The sequence below is a fragment of the Halocatena salina genome (assembly GCF_023115355.1).
GTDB lineage: Archaea > Halobacteriota > Halobacteria > Halobacteriales > Haloarculaceae > Halocatena > Halocatena salina.
In genome coordinates, this window is sequence record NZ_CP096019.1 from 490,430 (window position 1) to 510,364 (window position 19,935).

18 protein-coding genes are annotated in these 19,935 nt (G+C 58.3%); 13 read left to right on the forward strand and 5 right to left on the reverse strand.

Features of this window, described 5'->3' with window-relative positions:
- Positions 1-37 precede the first annotated feature (37 nt).
- The 3 genes from MW046_RS02535 to MW046_RS02545 form a co-directional block, all read right to left on the reverse strand.
- Entirely contained in the window at positions 38-1,690 is a 1,653-nt protein-coding gene (locus tag MW046_RS02535) for a right-handed parallel beta-helix repeat-containing protein (RefSeq protein WP_247994001.1), read from the reverse strand.
- 273 nt (positions 1,691-1,963) lie between these two features.
- Positions 1,964-2,545, reverse strand: coding sequence for a metal-dependent hydrolase (locus tag MW046_RS02540; protein ID WP_247994002.1), 582 nt, complete (start codon positions 2,543-2,545; stop codon positions 1,964-1,966).
- A gap of 2 nt (positions 2,546-2,547) precedes the next feature.
- A complete protein-coding gene (locus MW046_RS02545; protein WP_247994003.1) occupies positions 2,548-3,519 on the reverse strand; it encodes a DUF8471 domain-containing protein in 972 nt (323 codons plus the stop codon).
- Positions 3,520-3,862: 343 nt separating this feature from the next.
- Between MW046_RS02545 and MW046_RS02550 the strand changes: the two genes are divergently transcribed.
- The 8 genes from MW046_RS02550 (at position 3,863) to MW046_RS02585 (ending at position 12,092) form a co-directional block, all read left to right on the forward strand.
- A complete protein-coding gene (locus tag MW046_RS02550; protein ID WP_247994004.1) occupies positions 3,863-4,969 on the forward strand; it encodes a DegT/DnrJ/EryC1/StrS family aminotransferase in 1,107 nt (368 codons plus the stop codon).
- Entirely contained in the window at positions 4,959-5,954 is a 996-nt protein-coding gene (locus tag MW046_RS02555) for a Gfo/Idh/MocA family protein (protein ID WP_247994005.1), read from the forward strand. The genes MW046_RS02550 and MW046_RS02555 overlap by 11 nt, the downstream gene beginning before the upstream one ends.
- A gap of 181 nt (positions 5,955-6,135) precedes the next feature.
- The gene (locus MW046_RS02560) at positions 6,136-6,720 is read left to right on the forward strand and encodes an acyltransferase (RefSeq protein ID WP_247994006.1); all 585 of its coding nucleotides are present in this window, start codon (positions 6,136-6,138) and stop codon (positions 6,718-6,720) included.
- Positions 6,717-8,111, forward strand: a complete 1,395-nt coding sequence (locus tag MW046_RS02565; RefSeq protein ID WP_247994007.1) for a nucleotide sugar dehydrogenase — start codon at positions 6,717-6,719, stop codon at positions 8,109-8,111. Before MW046_RS02560 ends, MW046_RS02565 begins: the two co-directional genes overlap by 4 nt.
- A complete protein-coding gene (locus MW046_RS02570) occupies positions 8,104-9,393 on the forward strand; it encodes a nucleotide sugar dehydrogenase (protein ID WP_247994008.1) in 1,290 nt (429 codons plus the stop codon). The genes MW046_RS02565 and MW046_RS02570 overlap by 8 nt, the downstream gene beginning before the upstream one ends.
- A 16-nt stretch (positions 9,394-9,409) precedes the next feature.
- Positions 9,410-10,432, forward strand: a complete 1,023-nt coding sequence (locus MW046_RS02575; RefSeq protein ID WP_247994009.1) for a DUF354 domain-containing protein — start codon at positions 9,410-9,412, stop codon at positions 10,430-10,432.
- Positions 10,416-11,342, forward strand: coding sequence for a glycosyltransferase (locus MW046_RS02580; protein ID WP_247994010.1), 927 nt, complete (start codon positions 10,416-10,418; stop codon positions 11,340-11,342). Before MW046_RS02575 ends, MW046_RS02580 begins: the two co-directional genes overlap by 17 nt.
- 48 nt (positions 11,343-11,390) lie before the next feature.
- The gene (locus MW046_RS02585; RefSeq protein WP_247994011.1) at positions 11,391-12,092 is read left to right on the forward strand and encodes a DUF7344 domain-containing protein; all 702 of its coding nucleotides are present in this window, start codon (positions 11,391-11,393) and stop codon (positions 12,090-12,092) included.
- A 57-nt stretch (positions 12,093-12,149) separates the two neighbouring features.
- On the opposite strand, the gene MW046_RS02590 is transcribed toward MW046_RS02585, so the two are convergent.
- Positions 12,150-14,297, reverse strand: coding sequence for an oligosaccharide flippase family protein (locus MW046_RS02590; RefSeq protein ID WP_247994012.1), 2,148 nt, complete (start codon positions 14,295-14,297; stop codon positions 12,150-12,152).
- 493 nt (positions 14,298-14,790) lie between these two features.
- Between MW046_RS02590 and MW046_RS02595 the strand changes: the two genes are divergently transcribed.
- From MW046_RS02595 to MW046_RS02605, 3 genes are all read left to right on the forward strand, one after another.
- Positions 14,791-15,612, forward strand: a complete 822-nt coding sequence (locus tag MW046_RS02595) for a hypothetical protein (RefSeq protein WP_247994013.1) — start codon at positions 14,791-14,793, stop codon at positions 15,610-15,612.
- 28 nt (positions 15,613-15,640) lie between these two features.
- The gene (locus MW046_RS02600; RefSeq protein ID WP_247994014.1) at positions 15,641-15,820 is read left to right on the forward strand and encodes a hypothetical protein; all 180 of its coding nucleotides are present in this window, start codon (positions 15,641-15,643) and stop codon (positions 15,818-15,820) included.
- Between the two features lie 335 nt (positions 15,821-16,155).
- Positions 16,156-16,698, forward strand: a complete 543-nt coding sequence (locus MW046_RS02605) for a hypothetical protein (RefSeq protein WP_247994015.1) — start codon at positions 16,156-16,158, stop codon at positions 16,696-16,698.
- A 16-nt stretch (positions 16,699-16,714) separates the two neighbouring features.
- On the opposite strand, the gene MW046_RS02610 is transcribed toward MW046_RS02605, so the two are convergent.
- The gene (locus MW046_RS02610) at positions 16,715-18,355 is read right to left on the reverse strand and encodes a S8 family peptidase (RefSeq protein WP_247994016.1); all 1,641 of its coding nucleotides are present in this window, start codon (positions 18,353-18,355) and stop codon (positions 16,715-16,717) included.
- 170 nt (positions 18,356-18,525) lie between these two features.
- Here MW046_RS02610 and MW046_RS02615 point away from each other — a divergent pair, with 170 nt between their 5' ends.
- Together MW046_RS02615 and MW046_RS02620 are read left to right on the forward strand one after the other, a co-directional pair.
- Positions 18,526-18,972 (forward strand): NYN domain-containing protein, encoded by a 447-nt coding sequence (locus MW046_RS02615; RefSeq protein ID WP_247994017.1) that lies wholly within the window; start codon positions 18,526-18,528, stop codon positions 18,970-18,972.
- Between the two features lie 40 nt (positions 18,973-19,012).
- Complete coding sequence (locus tag MW046_RS02620; protein ID WP_247994018.1) at positions 19,013-19,858, forward strand: TatD family hydrolase; 846 nt, start codon at positions 19,013-19,015, stop codon at positions 19,856-19,858.
- Positions 19,859-19,935 lie beyond the last annotated feature (77 nt).

Here is a 19,935-nt window from a genome sequence, read left to right on the forward strand (position 1 = left end):
ATAAAATACTTGTCTGATCGTTGCTAGTGTAGTACCGTTATTTGTACTGATTACCACTGGTTGCAACGTTCGAACCAGAGATGCCCTGGTAGAGGGTGTTGTTAACGAGCTCGGCAGCTCCTTTGACGACCTTGACAGCGACGTCGCCGTTGTAAGCACCGGCAGTAATCTCACGAACACTGACTCCCTCCCCTTCGATAGTGAGCGGACGACCGCTCGACGCGTAGTCACCGCCCTTGACGAGAACGTTGTCAGAGAAGATCCCGAGCGCGCGACGGTGGTCGCCTGCGGGCAGATCGACATCGAGATCGTGGAACTCACACCCATCGCGTGCGCAGTAGATGGCGTTGCGACCACCGCTTTCACCGGTCGCTTCCCCTTTGAGGGTGAGGTTTTTGACGACAACCGGAAGATCACCGTCTTTGATCTGCAGTGCCTGCCCTGGGTGGTTATGAGTGATGGAACAGCCTTCCATGAGAACCTCACCAGCACCCTTACGGATGGCGACCGAATCGATACTGTCCCGTGCGTCGTTGTCCTCAGTGACGATCTCGGTGTTTTTGATCACCGCGGATTCGACTGGTTCACGGGCGAAAATGGCGTGACCGTTCGGTCGGGGCATCTCGATGAGACAATCGGAGATGGTGATGTTGCTCCCGCCATCGAGACGGATGCCGTGTTGTCCATCGTCGAGAGGACGGTTCTGGTCGATAACGACGTGGGCACCGTACACACCGCTGTTGTCGCCCGTAATGCGGATGCTCCCGGATTTACAGTTCTGGAATCGTCCCCCTTTGACCAGAACCTGACCGGGGCTGTTGGAGTCATACACGCCGTTGTCGGGGAACGCGCCGATAACACAGTTTTCGATGTCGACGCGACCGGTGTGATAGGGAGACAGAAGGAATGCAGTCGGTCCCCATTCGACAGTGGGCATAGCGTCCTGGGAGGTGTTTTTCGTGAATTCGCCTCCCTCGGGCATTTCGACGTTCCTGACGACGCCGTATCCATCGGAACCGACGATGTCGACGTGCATCGGTCCCCACGTTCCAGCATCGTGAACTCCCTCGAAGGTGATATTCTCGGCGATCAATCCGTCGGAAACCGACATATCGAACGCGCGCAGGCCGGTGTTCGGCGCGGAGTAATCGACCGTGAAGTTCTTAACCTCAAGGTTCCGTCCCGGATTGTAGCGCACACCGAATTTGAACATCCGGGCCTCGCTCTTGTACTCGTCCGCAGGAGCTGGCACGAGCGTGGCATTGTTACCGATCATTCCGAAGTTCTCGAAGCCGGTAAGCCGAACCAGCTCGTCGATGTAGTAGCGTCCTTCCGGGAACTTGAGTAGCGTGTTATCGCCAGCCAACTTCTGGATTACGGAAGAAATCGATTTTCCCCCGGTGTTGTCCGCTCCCGCTTCGACGACGTTGATAACTTCGTCGTACTCGATTTCTGGCTCCGACTCGGACTCCGGCGCCTCGGTCTGAAGCTCGACCTCGTCCGTGGATGCCTTTTTCAGCTCCACGTCCTGGTCGATATCGCCCGTATCCTGCCGCGAACAGGACGACGCAGCGGCCGTCCCGGACACCGAAAGCGATGCTGCTGCAGCACCGGTCGTTCCAAGGAACGATCGGCGACTGACGCCTGGTGACAGACGCGACAGTGTACTGGCCTCTTCTCTCTCTGGCATAGTCCATTGGGATCACGGGAGTACTCTACAAAATAACTTACTATATCGATCAGCCATCTGCCAGACAAATACGGTCCAGCAGCCAAAAAGAATATAGTACTGTAACAGCCAATAACTCCGGTTTATGGAAACGTAGCGTACTAGTATCCTACTAGATGTAGGAATAATATATATTCAATGCTAATCATCCGGGTTTATTTCTTGATATTTGGTGTTATTTCCTCCCCATATGCTTGCAGCATCATCCTCAAACATCACCCGCGCGAGGATCCGTTAGTTCGACGGAGTGAGAAAGCGCCGTATCGCGGTGATCCCCGGCGCACCATCGAAGAGCCAGACGACGACGGCGAGCACCACCGGACCGAAATACACCGCGAGAAGGACCAGCACGGCAGCCAACCCCTCGTCCGCGAAGAAATTGAGGAACGAGATGATGTAGGCTTGCACGCGCGCGAGTCCGCTGAGATCGGTAGAATACGGTGGGAGGGTCACGACTGGCCACAACACACGCGCGAAGGTGTAGGGATTGCCGGAGAACAACCCAAAGAGGAGATCGCCGACGATGTGTGACCAGTAGCCGAGGAGGAACGCCAACCCGTATTCGGTCCGTCGTCGCCACACGGCACCCGCAACCACGAGCATCCCGAGGGGAACCGCAACGAACACCGAATGAGCAACCGAATACCCCTGTGGGAACAGCTCAAACACCCACGACAGCGTTTTATCGACGAGATCAGGGAGCTGGGTCCCGAGCAGGAGCACGATCACTGGATACCCCTGTGGCGTTCGACCGAACAACCTCGATCCAAAGGAGTACAGCAGATAGCCGAACGCGGCGTGACCCCATGGCCACATCGTTATGAACTCCCTAGGGCGCGTGATGGCTCCAGAACCGCTGGCGCAGCGAGCGACTCCTGTTCATCACCATCGGACGAGGAAAGCTGGAATCGAGAGACGTAGTCGGTGGAATTGAGCGAATGTTGGTCGGGCGCACTACCCTCGTACATGTAAAACGTGAGCTGTTCTCCATCGTTGGGTGGGTCGTATCTGATGCGTCCCTCCTCGCCGCCATCGACGGTTCGAGTCGTTTCATTGATCTCCTCGCCATCGTTGGTGACGACGACCGTGTACTCTTGGGCCGCACTCTCGTTGTTCCAGATCACTGCCGTCACTGGTCGTCCCTCTACGACCGCCGTTTCCGCTGCTTGTGCCGACACGTTGTTGGAGCTTTCGTTCTGTGCAACGACGAGGAATCCGGAGTTAGAAGATTGAGCTGGATCCATGAACACAAAGCCAGCGGTGCTGGCAACCAACACGAGTAAACTGAGGCCGAACATCCCGAGGAAAGACGCGTCCATCGGGATCCCTTTCGTGGTTATTTCGACGGTGTAACGCTCTTCCGGAGGAAGAACGATCCGTCGAGCGATGGCGAAGATAATCATCGATCCAGTGAAGCCAAACAGCATGATAGCGATCCGTCGCGTGTCGAATCCCACCGTGAAATTCAGCCCGAAAACGGTGAATGCAACGACAGCGAGACTAAGCGCGATCGACAGCACGAACCGTTCGATGTTACCCAACAGAAAGTCCGTCTCGGAACCCTGTTGGGCTTGTCGATTCGGTGAGCCCCATGGCTGGCGACCCCGGCGCGACCGGGAGAGCTGACTTTCTTCGGGGAACAATGCCGAGAGAAACGCGTACCCGGGCAGGAACACCAGAAGTGGGTAGACGAGGGCGGTTCGTGCCGGTCCATCGAGCGTAAACAGGGCCACACCCGCCACGGCCGATAAGAGCGCGACGGCGAGGAGGTCGAGCAGCCAACGTACCATTTAGGCGCTGTAGCGGTTGGAGGAGGTTAAAGCTCACTAGACTGTTTCCATCGTTGCAGTTTGGCTTCCAAACGAATACGCTCCAGCTATAGTCTCAGACCCGGAAAAACAGCCGAGACGGGAAAACCCCTCCTCGGAGTGGATGGAAACAGATCACAACAATGCTACCGAGTACCTCGGCGAGTGCATTAGACAACCTATAATAAAGAGCACCGAGTTCGTGGTAAGCGAAAATGCACGGGTTGAGGCACCAAAACCAGAAGCGACGTCTGGGCTTCGAGCTCAGCAGGCAGTGGGATGTCAGTGGTCGTAGCGCGCGATCAGCAAGCGGGGTGAGATAGCTGTGTCCGAGATACCGATCGCCGATCCCCAACTCGGGGAAGCCGAGCGAGCCGCAGTGCTCGACGTACTCGAAGCCGGTGATCTCGCGGCCGGGGAGGCGGTAGCCGCGTTCGAGGAAGCGTTCGCGGAGTTCTGTAACGCCGAGCACGCGGTCGCAACCACGAACGGGACGACTGCGCTGCATACAGCGCTCGTCGCCGCCGGAATCGGCGAGGGCGACACCGTGATTACGACGCCGTTCTCGTTCGTCGCAACCGCGAACGTGATCCGACTCGCCGGAGCCGAGCCGGTGTTCGCGGACATCGATCCATCGACGTACGCGCTCGATCCCGATGCGGTCGAAGCGCGCATCGAAGAGCGTGACGGGGACGTTGACGCGATCATGCCGGTCCATCTGTTCGCGTTGGCGGCGGACATGGATCGGTTTCGAGAGCTGGGCGAACGGTACGACACAACGCTCATCGAGGACGCCGCACAGGCCCACGGAGGGCGATATCACGGCGAACGGATCGGATCGCTCGGGGACGTGGCGTGTTTCTCCTTCTATCCCACCAAGAACATGACTTCGGGAGAAGGAGGGATGATCACGACCGACGACGAATCGATCGCAGCGGCCGCGAGGCAGTTCATCAACCACGGACGAACCGATGGTGGCTACGGCTACGAACACGCATCCCTCGGACACAACTTCCGGATGACGAACATCGCGGGAGCCATCGGACAGAATCAACTCCCGCGACTACCCGAGTACGTCGAACAGCGCCGGGAAAACGCGGCCCGGCTGACCGACTATCTGGAAACGACACCTGCCGTCACGCCGACGGAACCGGACGGGCGATACCACGCCTACAACCAGTACACGATTCGGTGTGGTAACCGGGACGAAGTACAAGAAGCGCTCACCGAGGCAGGAATCGGAACGAGCATCTACTACCCCACACCGATCCACCAGCTCCCGGTGTACGACGGGCACGACGCGTCGATGCCGGTCGCAGAACGGTGCGCCGAGGAAGTGCTTTCCGTCCCCGTTCACCCGTCGCTGTCAGACGCAGACGTAGATCGAATCGGTGAAACGATACGAGACAGTGAGGTCGAGCATGTCCGATGAGTCGCTTCGAGCGGGAGTGATCGGCGTTGGGAGCATGGGACAGAACCACGCTCGAGTGTACAACGAGCTATCGGAAACCGAACTCGTTGGCGTCGCTGACGCGAACGCTTCGCGCGCGCAGTCGATCGCGTCGGAGTATGGAACGGACGCCTACGCGATCGCCTCGCTACTCGATCACGTGGACATGGTGTCGATCGCCGTTCCGACTCAGTATCACAGCACGATCGCGCGCGACTGTATCGCTGCCAACGTAGATCTTCTCATCGAAAAGCCGTTCGTCGGGGATCCAGCGGAAGGACGCGATCTTATCGAGCGCGCGGATGAGCGCGACGTCATTCTGCAGGTCGGGCACATCGAACGGTTCAATCCGGCGGTGAGAGCGCTCATGGGGATGGTCGACGATCTCGACATCATCGGTATCAACGTCGAGCGGTTGGGACCACCGCCGAGTCGAGCCATCGAGGACACCGCCGTCATGGATCTAATGATCCACGACGTAGAGATCATGCTCGCGATCGTCGGCGAGCCGGTGGCGTCGGTCCAAGCCGCTGGAAACCACGAGGGACGATACGCCGAGTCGTTACTCGAATTCGAATCGGGGATCATCGGGCAGTTGAGCGCGAGCCGGGTGACTCAGCGAAAGATCAGGCGGCTCACGATCTCCGCTGAAAGCTGTTGGGTCGAACTCGACTACATCAACCAGTCTGTCGAGGTCCACCGACAGTCTTCTTCTGAGTTCGTCAACAAAGGTGATATCCACCATCGTCATTCGAACGTCGTTGAGCGACTCTCGATCGACCAAACCGAGCCTCTGAAAAACGAACTAACGTCGTTCGCAACCGCGGTTCGGAACCACGAAGCCCCGATCGTGACGGGTGAAGACGGACTTCGGGCGCTCGAACTAACTCAGACGATCGATACGAAGGTAAACGACAAAACGGCAGAGACACAATCCAGTCCATTTTCCTACTCCGCCGTCGATTGACCAGTAACCGACGCCGAAGCGACGAAACACACAAGTCGACTCACACCGATGACAACTGAACGATCATGAAGCAACGAGGAATCACACGCGAACATCCTGATTCGGGATCGAAGACGAACGGTATCGACGCGGGAAGGAATGAGATCGGCAAGATAGCCACAGTGAGCGCGAGGGGCGTCCGATGACCGCATACGACGCGGGGGTTGACGTCGACATCGACGAGCGGGCGACCGTTGGATACCGACACGACGACGACGCATCGGCCACGGTGTTGGGCGATCGGGCACGGGTCCGGGCCGGCACGATCATCTACACGGACGTACAGATCGGGGACGATTTCACCACGGGCCACCGGGCACTCGTGCGAGAGGAGACGACGATCGGTGACTCGGTGGTCGTCGGCACGGACGCCGTTATCGACGGAACCACAAGCATCGGTTCACACGTGAGCCTCCAAACTGGAGTGTACGTGCCACGCGACACGGAGATCGGGGACAACGTGTTTATCGGACCCCGGGCCGTACTGACGAACGATCCCTATCCCGTACGCCGGGATGTCGATCTCGTCGGACCGGTCATCGAAGATGGCGTCTCGATCGGGGCAAACGCGACGATACTCCCCGACGTAACCGTCGGAGAGGGCGCGTTTGTGGCCGCTGGGGCCGTGGTTACGAGGAACGTACCGCCGAAGACGCTGGCGGTCGGCACACCGGCGGTTCACCAACAGTTACCACAGGAACTGACCCCGGAGAACATGCTACGATGAGCGACACACAGACGACGAGCGTCGGACTTTATAATTCGGATGCATCGATCGCAGAACAACGGAACGCCCTGAAAAACGGCGCGGTCCCGGTGTCGGTGACTGGACTCGGGAAGATGGGGCTACCCCTCGCAGCGGTGTACGCCGACGTGACTAGCAACGTCACCGGCGTTGATATCGACCGGGCGGTGGTCGATCAGATCACCGAAGGAGAGTGTCACATCACCGGCGAGCCGGGACTCCCCGAGCTCGTATCGGAGCTGGTCGCTGCCGGAAAGCTCACTGCAACTACCGACGGCACGGCAGCCGCCACGAACGCGCGCGTTCACGTCGCGATCGTCCCGACGCTCATCGACGAAAACGACCAGCCGGATCTGTCGGTGATGGAGACAGCCATGCGCACTATCGCCGGCGGACTCGAACCGGGCGACATCGTGATCGCGGAATCGACGTTGCCGCCACGGAGCTGTGTTGACCGGTTGCTGCCGGTGCTCGAAGCCGAAAGTGGTCTGTCGCTCGGGGAGTTCGGAATGGCCTTCTGTCCCGAGCGAACCGCGAGCGGTCGGGCACTCGAAGACATCCGAGGGGCGTATCCGAAGATCGTGGGCGGACTCGACGCGGAAAGCACCCGCGTGGCCGAGCTCATCTACGGAGAGATCAACGACAACGAGATCGTTTCGGTCTCGGATGCGACGACCGCCGAAGCGGTGAAAGTGTTCGAAGGCGTCTACCGCGACGTCAATATCGGATTGGCGAACGAGCTGGCCCGCCTGACCGAGGAGTTTGACATCGACGTGACCGAGGCCATCGATGCCGCGAACACACAGCCGTTCTGTGAGATCCACCAGCCCGGAGCGGGCGTTGGCGGCCACTGCATTCCGTACTATCCCCGGTTCGTGATGGGAACCGTCGAGAGCGAGACGCCAGTAATGGAGCAGGCACGAGAGACGAACGAAGAGATGCCCCACTACACGGCGACCCACGCGCTCGATGGACTCCGAGCGGAGGGGATCGATCCGGAAGATGCGGAGGTACTGGTGTTGGGACTGACCTACCGTCCCGGCGTCAACGAAATCCGTGCCACCCCAGCACTGCCGATCGTTGAGAAATTGGATGACGCGGGCACGGCTGTGACCGCCGTCGATCCGGTGAACAGTCACACCGAACCGTTCGAGGTGGCAGGAGCGACGATCGTTTCGATCGCGGAGATAGGCGAAGACTACGACGCGGTGGTGCTCGTGACGCCACAGCCGGCGTTCGACGATCTCGACGTTCCTGCGCTCGGGCCAACGGAGACGGATCAACGGCTCGTGCTCGTCGACGGTCGACAAGAACTGAAAAGCCTACGTGGTCACGACGCAATTCATTACCGAGGAATAGGTATCAATGTCTGAAACATCGACGATCTGTATTATCGGCCAAGGATACGTTGGGTTGCCACTGGCGCTGGCGTTCGACCAGGAAGGATATGACGTCATCGGCTACGACATCAGCGAACAGAAGATCGACACGCTCACGTCGGGCACCGATCCGACGGGCGACCACGGTGACGAGACGATCGCTGACAGCGACATCACGTTTACCACGGATGCAAGCACGCTCGAACGCGCGTCAATCATAATCGTCACGGTTCCAACGCCGGTCGACGATTCGAAAAACCCCGATCTCTCGTTCATCGAGGCAGCCGCCACGACGGTCGGCGAACACGTCTCCGAAGAGACGACGGTCGTGCTCGAATCGACCGTCTATCCGGGCGTCACCCAAGACGTTCTGGGCCCGATCATCGAAGAGAATTCCGGGCTGACCGTCGGAGAGGAACTGTCGTTGGGGTACTCACCCGAACGGCTCTCCCCCGGCGACGCCGGTCGTGGACTGCGCGAGGTGACGAAGATCGTCAGTGGGTCGGACGAGGAGACGTTGGACCGACTCGCGGAGCTGTATGGATCCGTCGTTGATGAGGGGATCTACCGCGCGCCCACCATCGAGACCGCAGAGGCCGCAAAGGTAACAGAGAACGTCCAGCGCGACATCAACATCGCGTTGATGAACGAGTTGGCGATCGTCTGTGAGCACATGGATCTCGACACGCACGAGGTGCTCGAAGCTGCTGGCTCGAAGTGGAACTTTCACCAGTACCGACCCGGACTCGTCGGCGGGCACTGCATTCCGATCGATCCGTTGTATCTCGCCCACGGCGCAGAACGGGTCGGCTACCGGCCCCAGCTCATCATGCAAGGGCGGGAAGTCAACGAGTACATGCCAAAACACACAGCGGAGCTCGTACTACAGGCACTCAATCGGAGCGGAAAGGTACTCAAAGAATCGCGGATCCTCGTGCTGGGACTCTCGTATAAATCCAACGTTGGGGACATCCGCACCTCCCAAGTCCACGGCGTGATCCGTGCGCTTGCGGAGTACGGCGTCGACGTGGTCGGCTACGACCCACACGTCGATCCCGACACCGCACGCGAGTCGTTTGGCATCGAGATCCAATCCGAGCTGTCGTTTACCGAGTTCGACGGCGTCGTACTTGCAACTGGCCACGAGGAGTTCATGACGCTGTCGCCTGAGACGGTGGCGTCCGAACTCGACGAGGAGCCGATTCTCGTGGACGTGGCGGGTGCGTGGGAGAAAGACCGGGCGATCGAAGCGAACTTCGATTACAACCGGCTGTGATCGAGGATCGAACATCATGCACTACTGCATCACGATCCAGCACCCGGCCCACGTCCACTTCTTCAAACACGCGATCAGGGAACTGCGGTCCGATGGACACGACGTGTCGGTGTTCGCCCGCGACAAGGAGGTGGCCGTCGATCTCCTTGATGCGTACGACATCGATCACGAGGTGCTCGTCGACGGACAGTCGAACGGGATCCAAGGGCTGCTCGTCGACCAACCCCGCTGGGAGTATCGGCTGCTCCAGCGCGCACGCGAGGAACGACCCGACGTGATGGCCGCGATCGGAGGAACGGCCGTCGCCCACGTCGCAACGATCTGTGGGGCCAAAAGCGTCGTGTTCACTGACACGGAACACGCGCCAGGCAATACGATCACGTTTCCCTTCGCTGATGAGATCTGGACCCCAGCATGTTTCACCGACGAGACGAGGGTGACACACGAGCGATACGACGGCTATCACGAACTGGCCTACCTCCATCCCAACCGGTTCGATCCGGATCCCAGCGTCCTCGACAGCGTAGATCTCGAACCAGACGATCGGTTCGTCGTGCTCCGGTTGGTCTCGTGGGACGCCTCCCACGACATGGGTGAAAGCGGATTCGACGACGTGACCGACGTTGTCGACCGGTTAGAGGCGACCGGCGCGCGCGTGCTCATTACCTCGGAGACGGAATTGCCGAGTCGTCTCGAAGACAATCGCGCGACCGTTCCACCCCATCGAATGCACGATCTCCTCGCGTACGCGGATCTCTTCGTGGGAGAGGGTGCAACGATGGCGGTCGAAAGCGCAGTGCTTGGCACACCAGCGGTGTACGTGAACACGCTTCGGATGGGCTACACCGACGAGATCGAAGCCAAATACGGTCTGCTGTACAACTGCCAAGGATCGTACCGACACCACAACGCGCTCGAAACCGCCGTGGACATCCTCACCGACGACACCGACTGGGAGGAGCGCCGTCAACAGCTGCTAGCAGAGACGGTCGATACGACTGACGTGATACTGAACGCACTCGATGACAGCCGAAACTGATCCATCCGACCTTCGTGTATTGCAAGTGACGACCTCGAACCGGTCGTTCTTCCAGCAACAGGTACAGGTACTAGAAGAGCGCGGCGTCGAGTGTGAAACGTTGATCGTCCCCCGTCCCCGATCGGGTGGGCGCGGTCCGCGGGAGTATCTGAGCGCGTATCTTCAACTGCTCGGTAAAGGGATCGCTGATTTCGATCTCGTGCACGTCAACTACGGGCTGGTCGGTCCGCTCGCGCTCTGTCAGCCTACCCGGCCGGTCGTGATGACGCTGTGGGGATCGGACGTGATGGGACCGCGGTGGCTCCGGAAGGTGAGCCACGTCGCCGCGCGGGGGAGCGATGCCGTCATCGCGCCATCGAAACCGCTCGCTCGCCGGCTCGACGTACCACACGAGTACGTGCCGTTCGGTGTCGACACTGACTTGTTCGAGCCAGCTGATCGTGATGCTGCCCGCCAGCGCGTGGGGTGGGACACCGACGAACGGGTCGTTTTGTTCCCCTACGATCCGGATCGGCCGGTCAAAAACCACGAGTTGGCCGAACGCGTCGTTGCCCGCGTTCCAAACGCGACGCTCAAGACGGTCACGGGGGCGGCATACGAGACGATGCCCGACTACATGAACGCAAGCGACGCGTTGCTCGTAACGTCTGATCACGAGAGCGGACCGATGAGCGTCTGTGAAGCCACGGCGTGTAACCTTCCCGTCGTCTCACGGGACGTCGGCTTCGTTTCCGACGTGTTAGATGACGTCGAGCCGAGCGGGATCGTCGACACCGAAGACGAACTCGTCGCTGCGCTCACGGACGTGCTCGACGCCGACGAGCAGTCGAACGGACGAGCCGTCCTCGACCGAAGCCTCGATCGGCTCGGACGAGATCTCGTTCACGTCTATCAGAAGGTTCTTAACTGAATCGGACACTTACCCACACTGAAGGCACCCTTTCCCTGGCACATAGGGATGAGTACTATGAACGCAGTGGTGAATACAGACACTGGTGTAGATACGAACCCAGAACCGCGAGCAGGTGAGGATTCACGTTCGACGGAATCGGACGAACGGTCGTCCGAACTGTCGAAAGACGAGCTGTTTCACCTGCTTCAGAATCAACGACGCCGACAAGTACTGGAGTTTCTCCAGGATACGGATGGCGAAATCAACATGCGCGACGTTGCGGAGCAGGTTGCGGCGTGGGAAAACGACACGACGATCGACGCACTTGACTCCAATGAGCGCCAGCGCGTGTATATCGCGCTGTATCAATCCCACCTTCCCAAACTCGACGATGCCGGTGTGCTCACGTACAACCAACAGCGAGGCATCGTCTCGCGGACGGATCTGGCCGACCAGCTCGATGCGTATCTCAACATCGAGCCGTCCGCACCCGACACCGGATCATCCACAAATCCATCGAATCCATCGGATCCATCGAGCACTCACGAACGAAAGACGGAGGCGAACGACCCGGAGACCACAGTTCGTTCCACTCGTTTCCTCCAGTATTATGGCGTTGCGACCGTCGGTAGCGTCCTGTCGATCGCTGCTTCGATGGCCGACGTTATCACCCTCTCTCAGGGCGTTTTAGCGGCCCTCGTCACGGCACTGTTCGTCACCGTTACCGTCGGCATTGCAGCGTTCCAACGCGACTTACTACCGAACTGAACGAACCGGTCGACGGTTCAAAACTAACGTTTTCTCAACGGCGATCGACTCGATGTATTAGACGCCGTTCACCGATGGCGGTGATAGTTGGAATCCGAACAGTCCGTCGTCCGGTTCCGTCGTCGTCTCGTTCGTTGGCAAGGGAACGGTCGTCGTCTCGTTCGCCGGTGATGGGACCGTCGTCGTCTCGTTCGCCGGTGATGGGACCGTCGTCGTCGTCTCGTTCGCCGGTGAAGGGACCGTCGTCGTCGTCTCGTTCGCCGGTGAAGGGACCGTCGTTGTCGTCTCGTTCGCCGGTGGTGGCACGGTTTCTCCACCGTCGTCCGCCGGTGGTGGTGCGGCGCTCGTATCGTCCGTTGGTGATGACGACGTGGGAGCCGTCATCGGGGTATCCGACGGCGTCGGCTCAGGGGTGAGTCCGACGGTTCCATTGTAGCTCGGTCCTTCCGGTGACGATGGTGGAGCCGGAGGCCGATCCACGATCGATCCGAGCACACCCTCGTCCGCCGATCCGAACGGTGTCATGGCCAACAACGGGAAGCCAGCAGCCATGACAGCACCGCTAACGACCACGATCACCGCCGCGAGTCCGACGATCAGTTTGATCGCGGACGCCCGGCTCTGTTCGTTCCCGAACTGTTCGGACGCCTCAAACCGGCGTTTGATCGGCCGAACGGTCGACCCGACGGGATCGGGGATTTTCACGAGGATTTCGAATATCTCGCCGAGATCGATCGCCCCTGTGGCGATAGCGATCAACGAGTAGAGCAGAAAACCCAGCGGCGGGACGATCACGATGGCGATGGGAATCGCCCCAAAAATGCCGAGCCACGAGGGTCCCAAATCAGCGAACGTCGTCGAGCCGAACGACATCGACATAATAGCGATGACGCTGGCACTGAGGATCGCCGTCGCGCTGATCCGGCCCAGACGGGCGTTTTTGAACGGGTAGTATCCCAGTACCCGCGCACCCCACATCTGAAAGATCGGTAGGGAGCCGTACCCTATCGAAGTCGACAGCGCTGCCCCGAGCATTCCATACTGGGGAATGAGCAGGAAGTTGAGAAGGAGATTTATCACGGCTGAAACCCCAGTCGCCACGATCACGGTCCGCATGTTCCCACTCGCCTGATTGATCGTCAACAGAGGACGGGCGATTGCGAACCCGACCGTTCCGGGGAGCAAGATGAGCAGCGGCGTTACTGCTGGTTCCATCGCAGTACCGAGATACCACGGCACGAACTCCGAGGCAAGCGCCCCGAGACCGATCGCCAACAGCAACATCAACAACATAACGTATCGGGTCGATCGCGTCGCTAACTCCTCGATCTTCCCAAGGCGTTCCTTTGCCCAATGATCCGACGTGGACTGGATCATGAGTCCCTGAAGCGTTGTCGGGAGCAACCAGAGGAACTGTACCAGAGTGAGTGCACCCCTGTAATAGCCCGTTAACGTGCTGTTGGTGAACGCACTGAGCATGAGGATGTCGAACTCATACATCGTTTTTAATAAGAAGAAATAAATGATCGAATTATGGTTGAAGTAAAACAGCTCTTTTCGAGGGAAATCAGACGGTGTCGACCGGAACAAGAATTTGAGTGAGAGTGATTTCGAGATGTAGATGAATCCAATGACGAACGCGATCATGCTCGCCAAGACCTGCCCGACGAAAACGCCAGCAACGCCGTAGCCGAGAAGCGCGAGCCCGATCGCCGCGATGTAGTAGGTGATCTTGTACACTACGTTCAACATACCCCCGATGTGTTCGAGTTTCAGCCCCATCAGCGTCCGACGAACGTACTCGCGGAACTGCGCTGCGAACACGAGCAGCGCTAGTATGTAGAGGTACGGGGTGTATCTGGGATCGAAGATCGTTCCGACGATACCGAACTCGGCAGCGAGCACTAATACGATCGCTGCGATGACCGCAAAGAGAAGCGCGAGCCGGAAATAGTACGCAAATACATTGTTTTTCCACATTTCCGCCTCATGTTCTTCGGCGATATACTTGCGGACGCCGCCGTTAATGCCAGAGCTAACCAGGATCATCAGTATACCGAACCCTGCGGACAGTGTCCCAAATACTCCGTACGTGGTGGGACCGAGGGTACGGATAAGGAGGGGAGAAAACAGCGCCTGGGCGATCGTGATCAGCACCTGTGAACCGGCAACCGCGGCAAATGCAGTAACGAGATTCCGTTTCACGCGTTGTCCACACGAATGTGAGCCGGGGGGTTCTCTTTATCGGTTCGCTTCGACGGAGCATCTGCTCCCATCGATACCGTTAGACAACAGCCACCGGAGAGGATACATCGACCTGAGGAATGTGTGTGTGAGGGCATAGCGACGTCAGTATTTGGCGTACCGGTACTACACGTCTGATCCACATTATTATAGACCATCTAATGACTTGCTGAGCGAAGAGACAAAAACGAGATGAATCACATCTCTATCTCATTATTTATATTGGTATTTCATCTCCACCGACCAAGTTCGATAGGAAGACTACTCCAAACGTCACAGAGCAATGAGCGGCTATGAATGATGAGAAACACACGAAGACGGTTGCTCACGAATCACTAGCCAGCTGTGAGTACGGTCGCAGTCGGAAACAACTGTTTCAATCGTTGAGAAACAGTTGTTATCCGATTTATGTGGCGGATAGTAATATCGACGCATCACACAGTAGAGGTAGAAGATGGACCACTCAATCAGCAGACGACAGACAATGAAGCTGTTCTGTGGATTAACTGTTACAGGTAGCCTTGCTGGGTGTACAGAGGACGAAGCAGCAAACAACACGACTACCACGACGCAAGGATCGACGCCCACAGCGACACAAACCACTGCGCCGTCGACGGGAACTGCAGAACCGACAGCCACCGAGGATACGACGACGACCACTCAAACGACCGAACAATCGGACGCTAGCGGAAAGAGTGTCTCCTTTTCGACGAACGATGGTCGAACGGCGAAAGGAACCTTGTACAGCAGCGGCTCCTGTGCGGCCATCCTCGTTCCCGGGGATGGATACGACAGAACGGCTTGGGAGCCTCAGGCAAACGCAATCGCCCAAGAAGGTCACACGGCCCTGGCGGTAACGATGGACACCGACACCCCCGCCACAAAGGCCAAGACGATCGCCGGTGCCGTCTCGTATCTCCGGGACGAACAGGGTGCAAAGACAGTCTGTGCTATCGGTGCCAGCTCCGGAGCCAATGCTGTCGTGAGAGCGAGCACGATTTCCGGAACGACTATCGACGGCTCGGTCATCATCTCAGCTGGCGGGGCAGAGAGCTACGCTCGTGAACTCTCCGGTCGACTGCTGTTCATCGTCGGAAAGAATGATGAAACCCGATATGTCCAAGTCACCAAAGGGATGCATCAGCAGGCATCCAATCCGAAACGGCTCGAAGTGCTCCCGACAGAGGGACACGGACAAGGCATCTTCGATACTGATCAAGGCGACGCACTTCAGAACATGATCGTCGAATTCTCGACCACCGTGTGTTCCGGGTGAGACCCTCGCTCCGCCATCAGGTGGAGATTTGGGCACGTACACCGGGTTCGCGTACGCTCACAACTACTTCGATTTTCTCGACGAGGGAACCGTCCACTCTCGCCATCACGACGGAGACCGACCCGTTTCAAAAACGCACTGCGTTTCGATGATCCATCGGAAAGTCCGTACTGACACGACTTCGGATACGGAGCAGGACGATCTTTGAGCGCACTTTCTAGATGAGGCACGGACAGCTGTTACCTACCAGAGAAACGGTGTCATAGGAGTAACGATCACAAAAACAGTTATGGGGCAGATAACTAAGGTGATGTACGAGCTAGGAGAAACTGCGCCTCCACTGGAGGTGTCTGATTGCACGGGTCGAAACGGGATATCGAACCCTATGTGCCATCGCCACTACCAGCCACACTCGGTATCCCGTTGGTAGCGTGCTTGTGTCTCCGGAAGGGGACATATCCATATTAGTAGTGTCATCTGTCCAATATTCATCGCGATAGTAGTGTGCTAAAATAATTAAGCATCCCCTGTACTAAGTAACGCATGGGAAACCGCGATAAGCGTCGGTCGCGATCACGACGCAACCGAGACAGACGATCATCCCGTGATGGGGATCGATCAATCGGAAAACAGCGCCTCGTGCAAGGAGGATTGGTACTCGCCGGGATCGGGCTGTTCGCCGTCGGCATCCTCATCACCCTGCTCGGGGGCTTTCCATCACTACCCAGTCTCAACGACACGTCGACGCCGAAACCATCGACACCGTCAGCAGTACCGACAGAAGAACCGTCGGATCCGTCGTCCACCGAGGAACCAGCCGACACCACGACTTCCGATTCGAATCCGGCGAATCCGACGAATCCGACGAACCCCACCACGACCACATCAGCCCCGACAACTACTATCGAATCACCGACCACTCCGACGGAAACCCAACCGACCACTACGACCACGACCGAATCCCCTCCCCCATCGACACCGACACCTGAACCGACACCAACCCAGACAACGGAAGCAACACCGCCCCAAACCACACCACAAGACCCCGTCATCCCACCTGGTCTCGGGAACGACACAGAAGGATAGCTAACAGGACGGACGTTTAAGCGAACTCCTCGAACGACAGCGTGAACTCTCCGCTGCCACTGAAGGAGTCGACAGCAACATACATGGGAGCGATCGCTTTGGGTGGTTCGATCGTGATCCGTTCTTGACTGTTGCTCGACTGACCGGCGTAGTCGTGTTGCCCTCCTGTGGGAAGAATATCCCGTCCATCGATCACGTACAGATCGAAATCGGCGTCCGACGGACCATTGAGGGTGATCACGACCTTGCTCGGTGAGTCATACCCCCACGTGTAGGAGAAGTAGTTTTTTGGCTTGGAATCCGAAAGGGCACCGCCCACCTCCGTCGCAGTCGACTTGATATCGGAACCACCGTCGTTCGTGTTCCGATCCGAACCCGTCTCGGAGTTTGAATCATCCGGTCGAGCATCGGAATCGGTGTTAGAATCGGACCCGGTGGTGTCACCGGGTGACGTCGTGATCGCTGTGCCCGCATCGATTCGACCGACACCCTGTTTCGATTCCGAAAGCCCAGTATCAACGGCGGTGTTTCGAAGGTGAGTTCGCAACTCCTCGCTCGTCAGATCATACTTCGCGAGAGTAAGCGCTGCGACCCCCGAAACGACCGGTGCTGCCATCGATGTACCGGAAGCGGTGTTGTATCCATCGTCTGTCCACGTCGAGACGATGTTCGTCCCGGGAGCCGTCAGTTCGATCGCATCGCCGTAGTTCGAATAGGACGCTAACGATTCGTCCGGGTCGAGAGCCGATACGGCGATACACTCGTCATAGGCTGCGGGATAGGCCGTCTCATTGCTTCCGTTGTTACCGGCAGCAACGACGACGAGTGCGCCGTTGGAACTGGCGTATGTGACGGCGTTTTGCATCGTCTGGGAGCGACCACCACCGCCCAGCGAGAGGTTGATGATGTCCGCACCCTGGTCGACGGCCCATTCGATGCCGTCCGCGATGTCGGAGACGGATCCCCACCCCCCACCATTAAGCACTCGAGCCGACAACAGAGTCGAATCGCTGATACCGGAGACACCCTGGTCATTGTCCGTGTGGGCACCCGCGATACCCGCTACGTGGGTTCCGTGGGGTTCCTTCGAAAGATCTTCCGGATACGGATCGTTGTCACCGTCGACGAAGTCCCGACCGGGGGAAGACGCCATGTTCGGCTCCAGATCGGGATGGTCGTACTGTACCCCTTGATCCACCATGGCGATCGTTACGTCGGAACTTCCGAGAGTTTCTTCCCACGCTGTGGGTGCATTGATCGCCTCGGCGACGTACTGCTCCTCGTAGCGAGGATCGTTCGGAAGGAACTGCGCGTGATACGTCTCGTTTTTTTCTATGTATTTAACGGAACTGGTGTCCGTTACCGCCTGTGACAACGCTTGTTGCGTCTGTGTGGCGTCCTCATCTCCTGGCAGCTCGACGGCAGCGTAGCCGATCGTGTCGTTTTCATGAACCACGCTGGCCGAGCTCGGGAGGTACGGATCGACCTCGTCCCGTAGACGGTTCTCCCCAACTCCGACACCAACGATCCACTCAGTCGGCTTCGGTCCCGGATCACGGCCGGGAGTCGCCGAAGCGACGCCCGAAAAGCCCCCCAAGCTGGCAGCGCCACTCAATCGAAGGAACATTCGTCGGTCAAGCCCCGAACGGCCCATCATATTCTGGTTAACAGAATTAGCAATAATACGTTAAAGCTTACTATATCAGCACACAATTTCCAATTATACGGATAGTACCTATTGGTTAAATAATATGATGGATCGTAAGCGATGCAGTTCGAAACGCGGTAGTGTGTTCTAGTAACGACTTTGAAGGACGAGAGCCTGTAATGGACATGGAGAGGCTTTATAACCGATTTTCCAGCGATTCTCGGATAGGAGTGTTCGTAGATGGGCCGAACGTACTCCGATCGGAGTTCGATGTCGATCTCGATGACGTGCGATCAGCGACGCGAGAACACGGTCGAGCAGTTGTGACACGGTTGTACGTCGACGAGCACGCGACACCCGAGTTGATCCAAGCCGCCGAGGCTCGCGGATTCGAAATCGTCGTCACGAGTGGTGATGTCGACGTGAAGCTCGCAGTGGACGCCGCTTCGGCCGCCGTGCGCGACGAGTTCGATACGTTAGCGATCGTTTCACGAGACATGGATTTCAAGCCGGTTCTCGAAGTCGCAGCGAGAGAAGGGATACAGACACTTGCCGTTGCACCCGGCGAATACGGACGCTCGGACGGACTACAGAACGCGGCTCACACTGCGATCACCCTCGAGTGACAACGGTCTTTTTTCTAAGGGACACAGAGCCACTCTAACCATGGACGAGACACAACCGACACCGACACTCGACAACCATCTCCACCTTGATCCGGTAAACGGCCGTGGTGTCGCCGCAGCCGAAGAGTTCGCTGCCGTCGGTGGGACGCATTTGCTCGTATTGAACAAACCGTCGTGGCACTACGGTGGGGAGATCACGGATGCGGACGATTTCCGCGCGGGTTTCGAACACACGCTCGACGTGACGCGCCGGTCAACAGCAGTGTTACCGGGCCGCGCGTGGGCGGTACTCGGCGTTCACCCGACACTGATTTCGCGGCTCACAGACCAAGGATTCACACCCGAAGAAGCGCGGGATCTCATGCAGACGGGTCTCGATGTGGCGGCTGAATACGTCGCCTCGGGCGATGCACTCGCGCTCAAATCGGGCCGGCCTCACTACGAAGTGGACGAGGCCGTCTGGACGGCTTCGAACTCGGTGATGCGCCACGCGTTCTCACTCGGAGCCGCCAACGACTGTGCCGTCCAACTCCACACCGAAGGGGGTGAGGAGTTCACCGAAGTGGCACAGTGGGCAGCCGACGCTGGGATGTCTCGTCACCGGGTGGTGAAACACTACGCCGGGGGACGAGTGACCGGTCCGACACCCAGCGTTCTCTCCGACAAAGACGAGCTACTTCGGGCAGCCGAGGCGGGTGAGCCGTTCATGATGGAAACGGATTTCATCGATGATCCCGAGCGACCGGGAGCTGTACTCGGACCCAAGACCGTTCCACGTAGAACGACGTGGCTCCGAGAGCAGGGCTACGAGACCGCCCTCGAAATCGCTCACGTCGAAACGCCCCACCGCGTGTACGGCATCGATACGAACGAGACGCTTGAGTGAGCCATCCCATCTGTCGCTGTGTCCGAAAACCGACGATGAGTGAGAAAGGCATATCATCGACTGGCTGTTGTATCGTG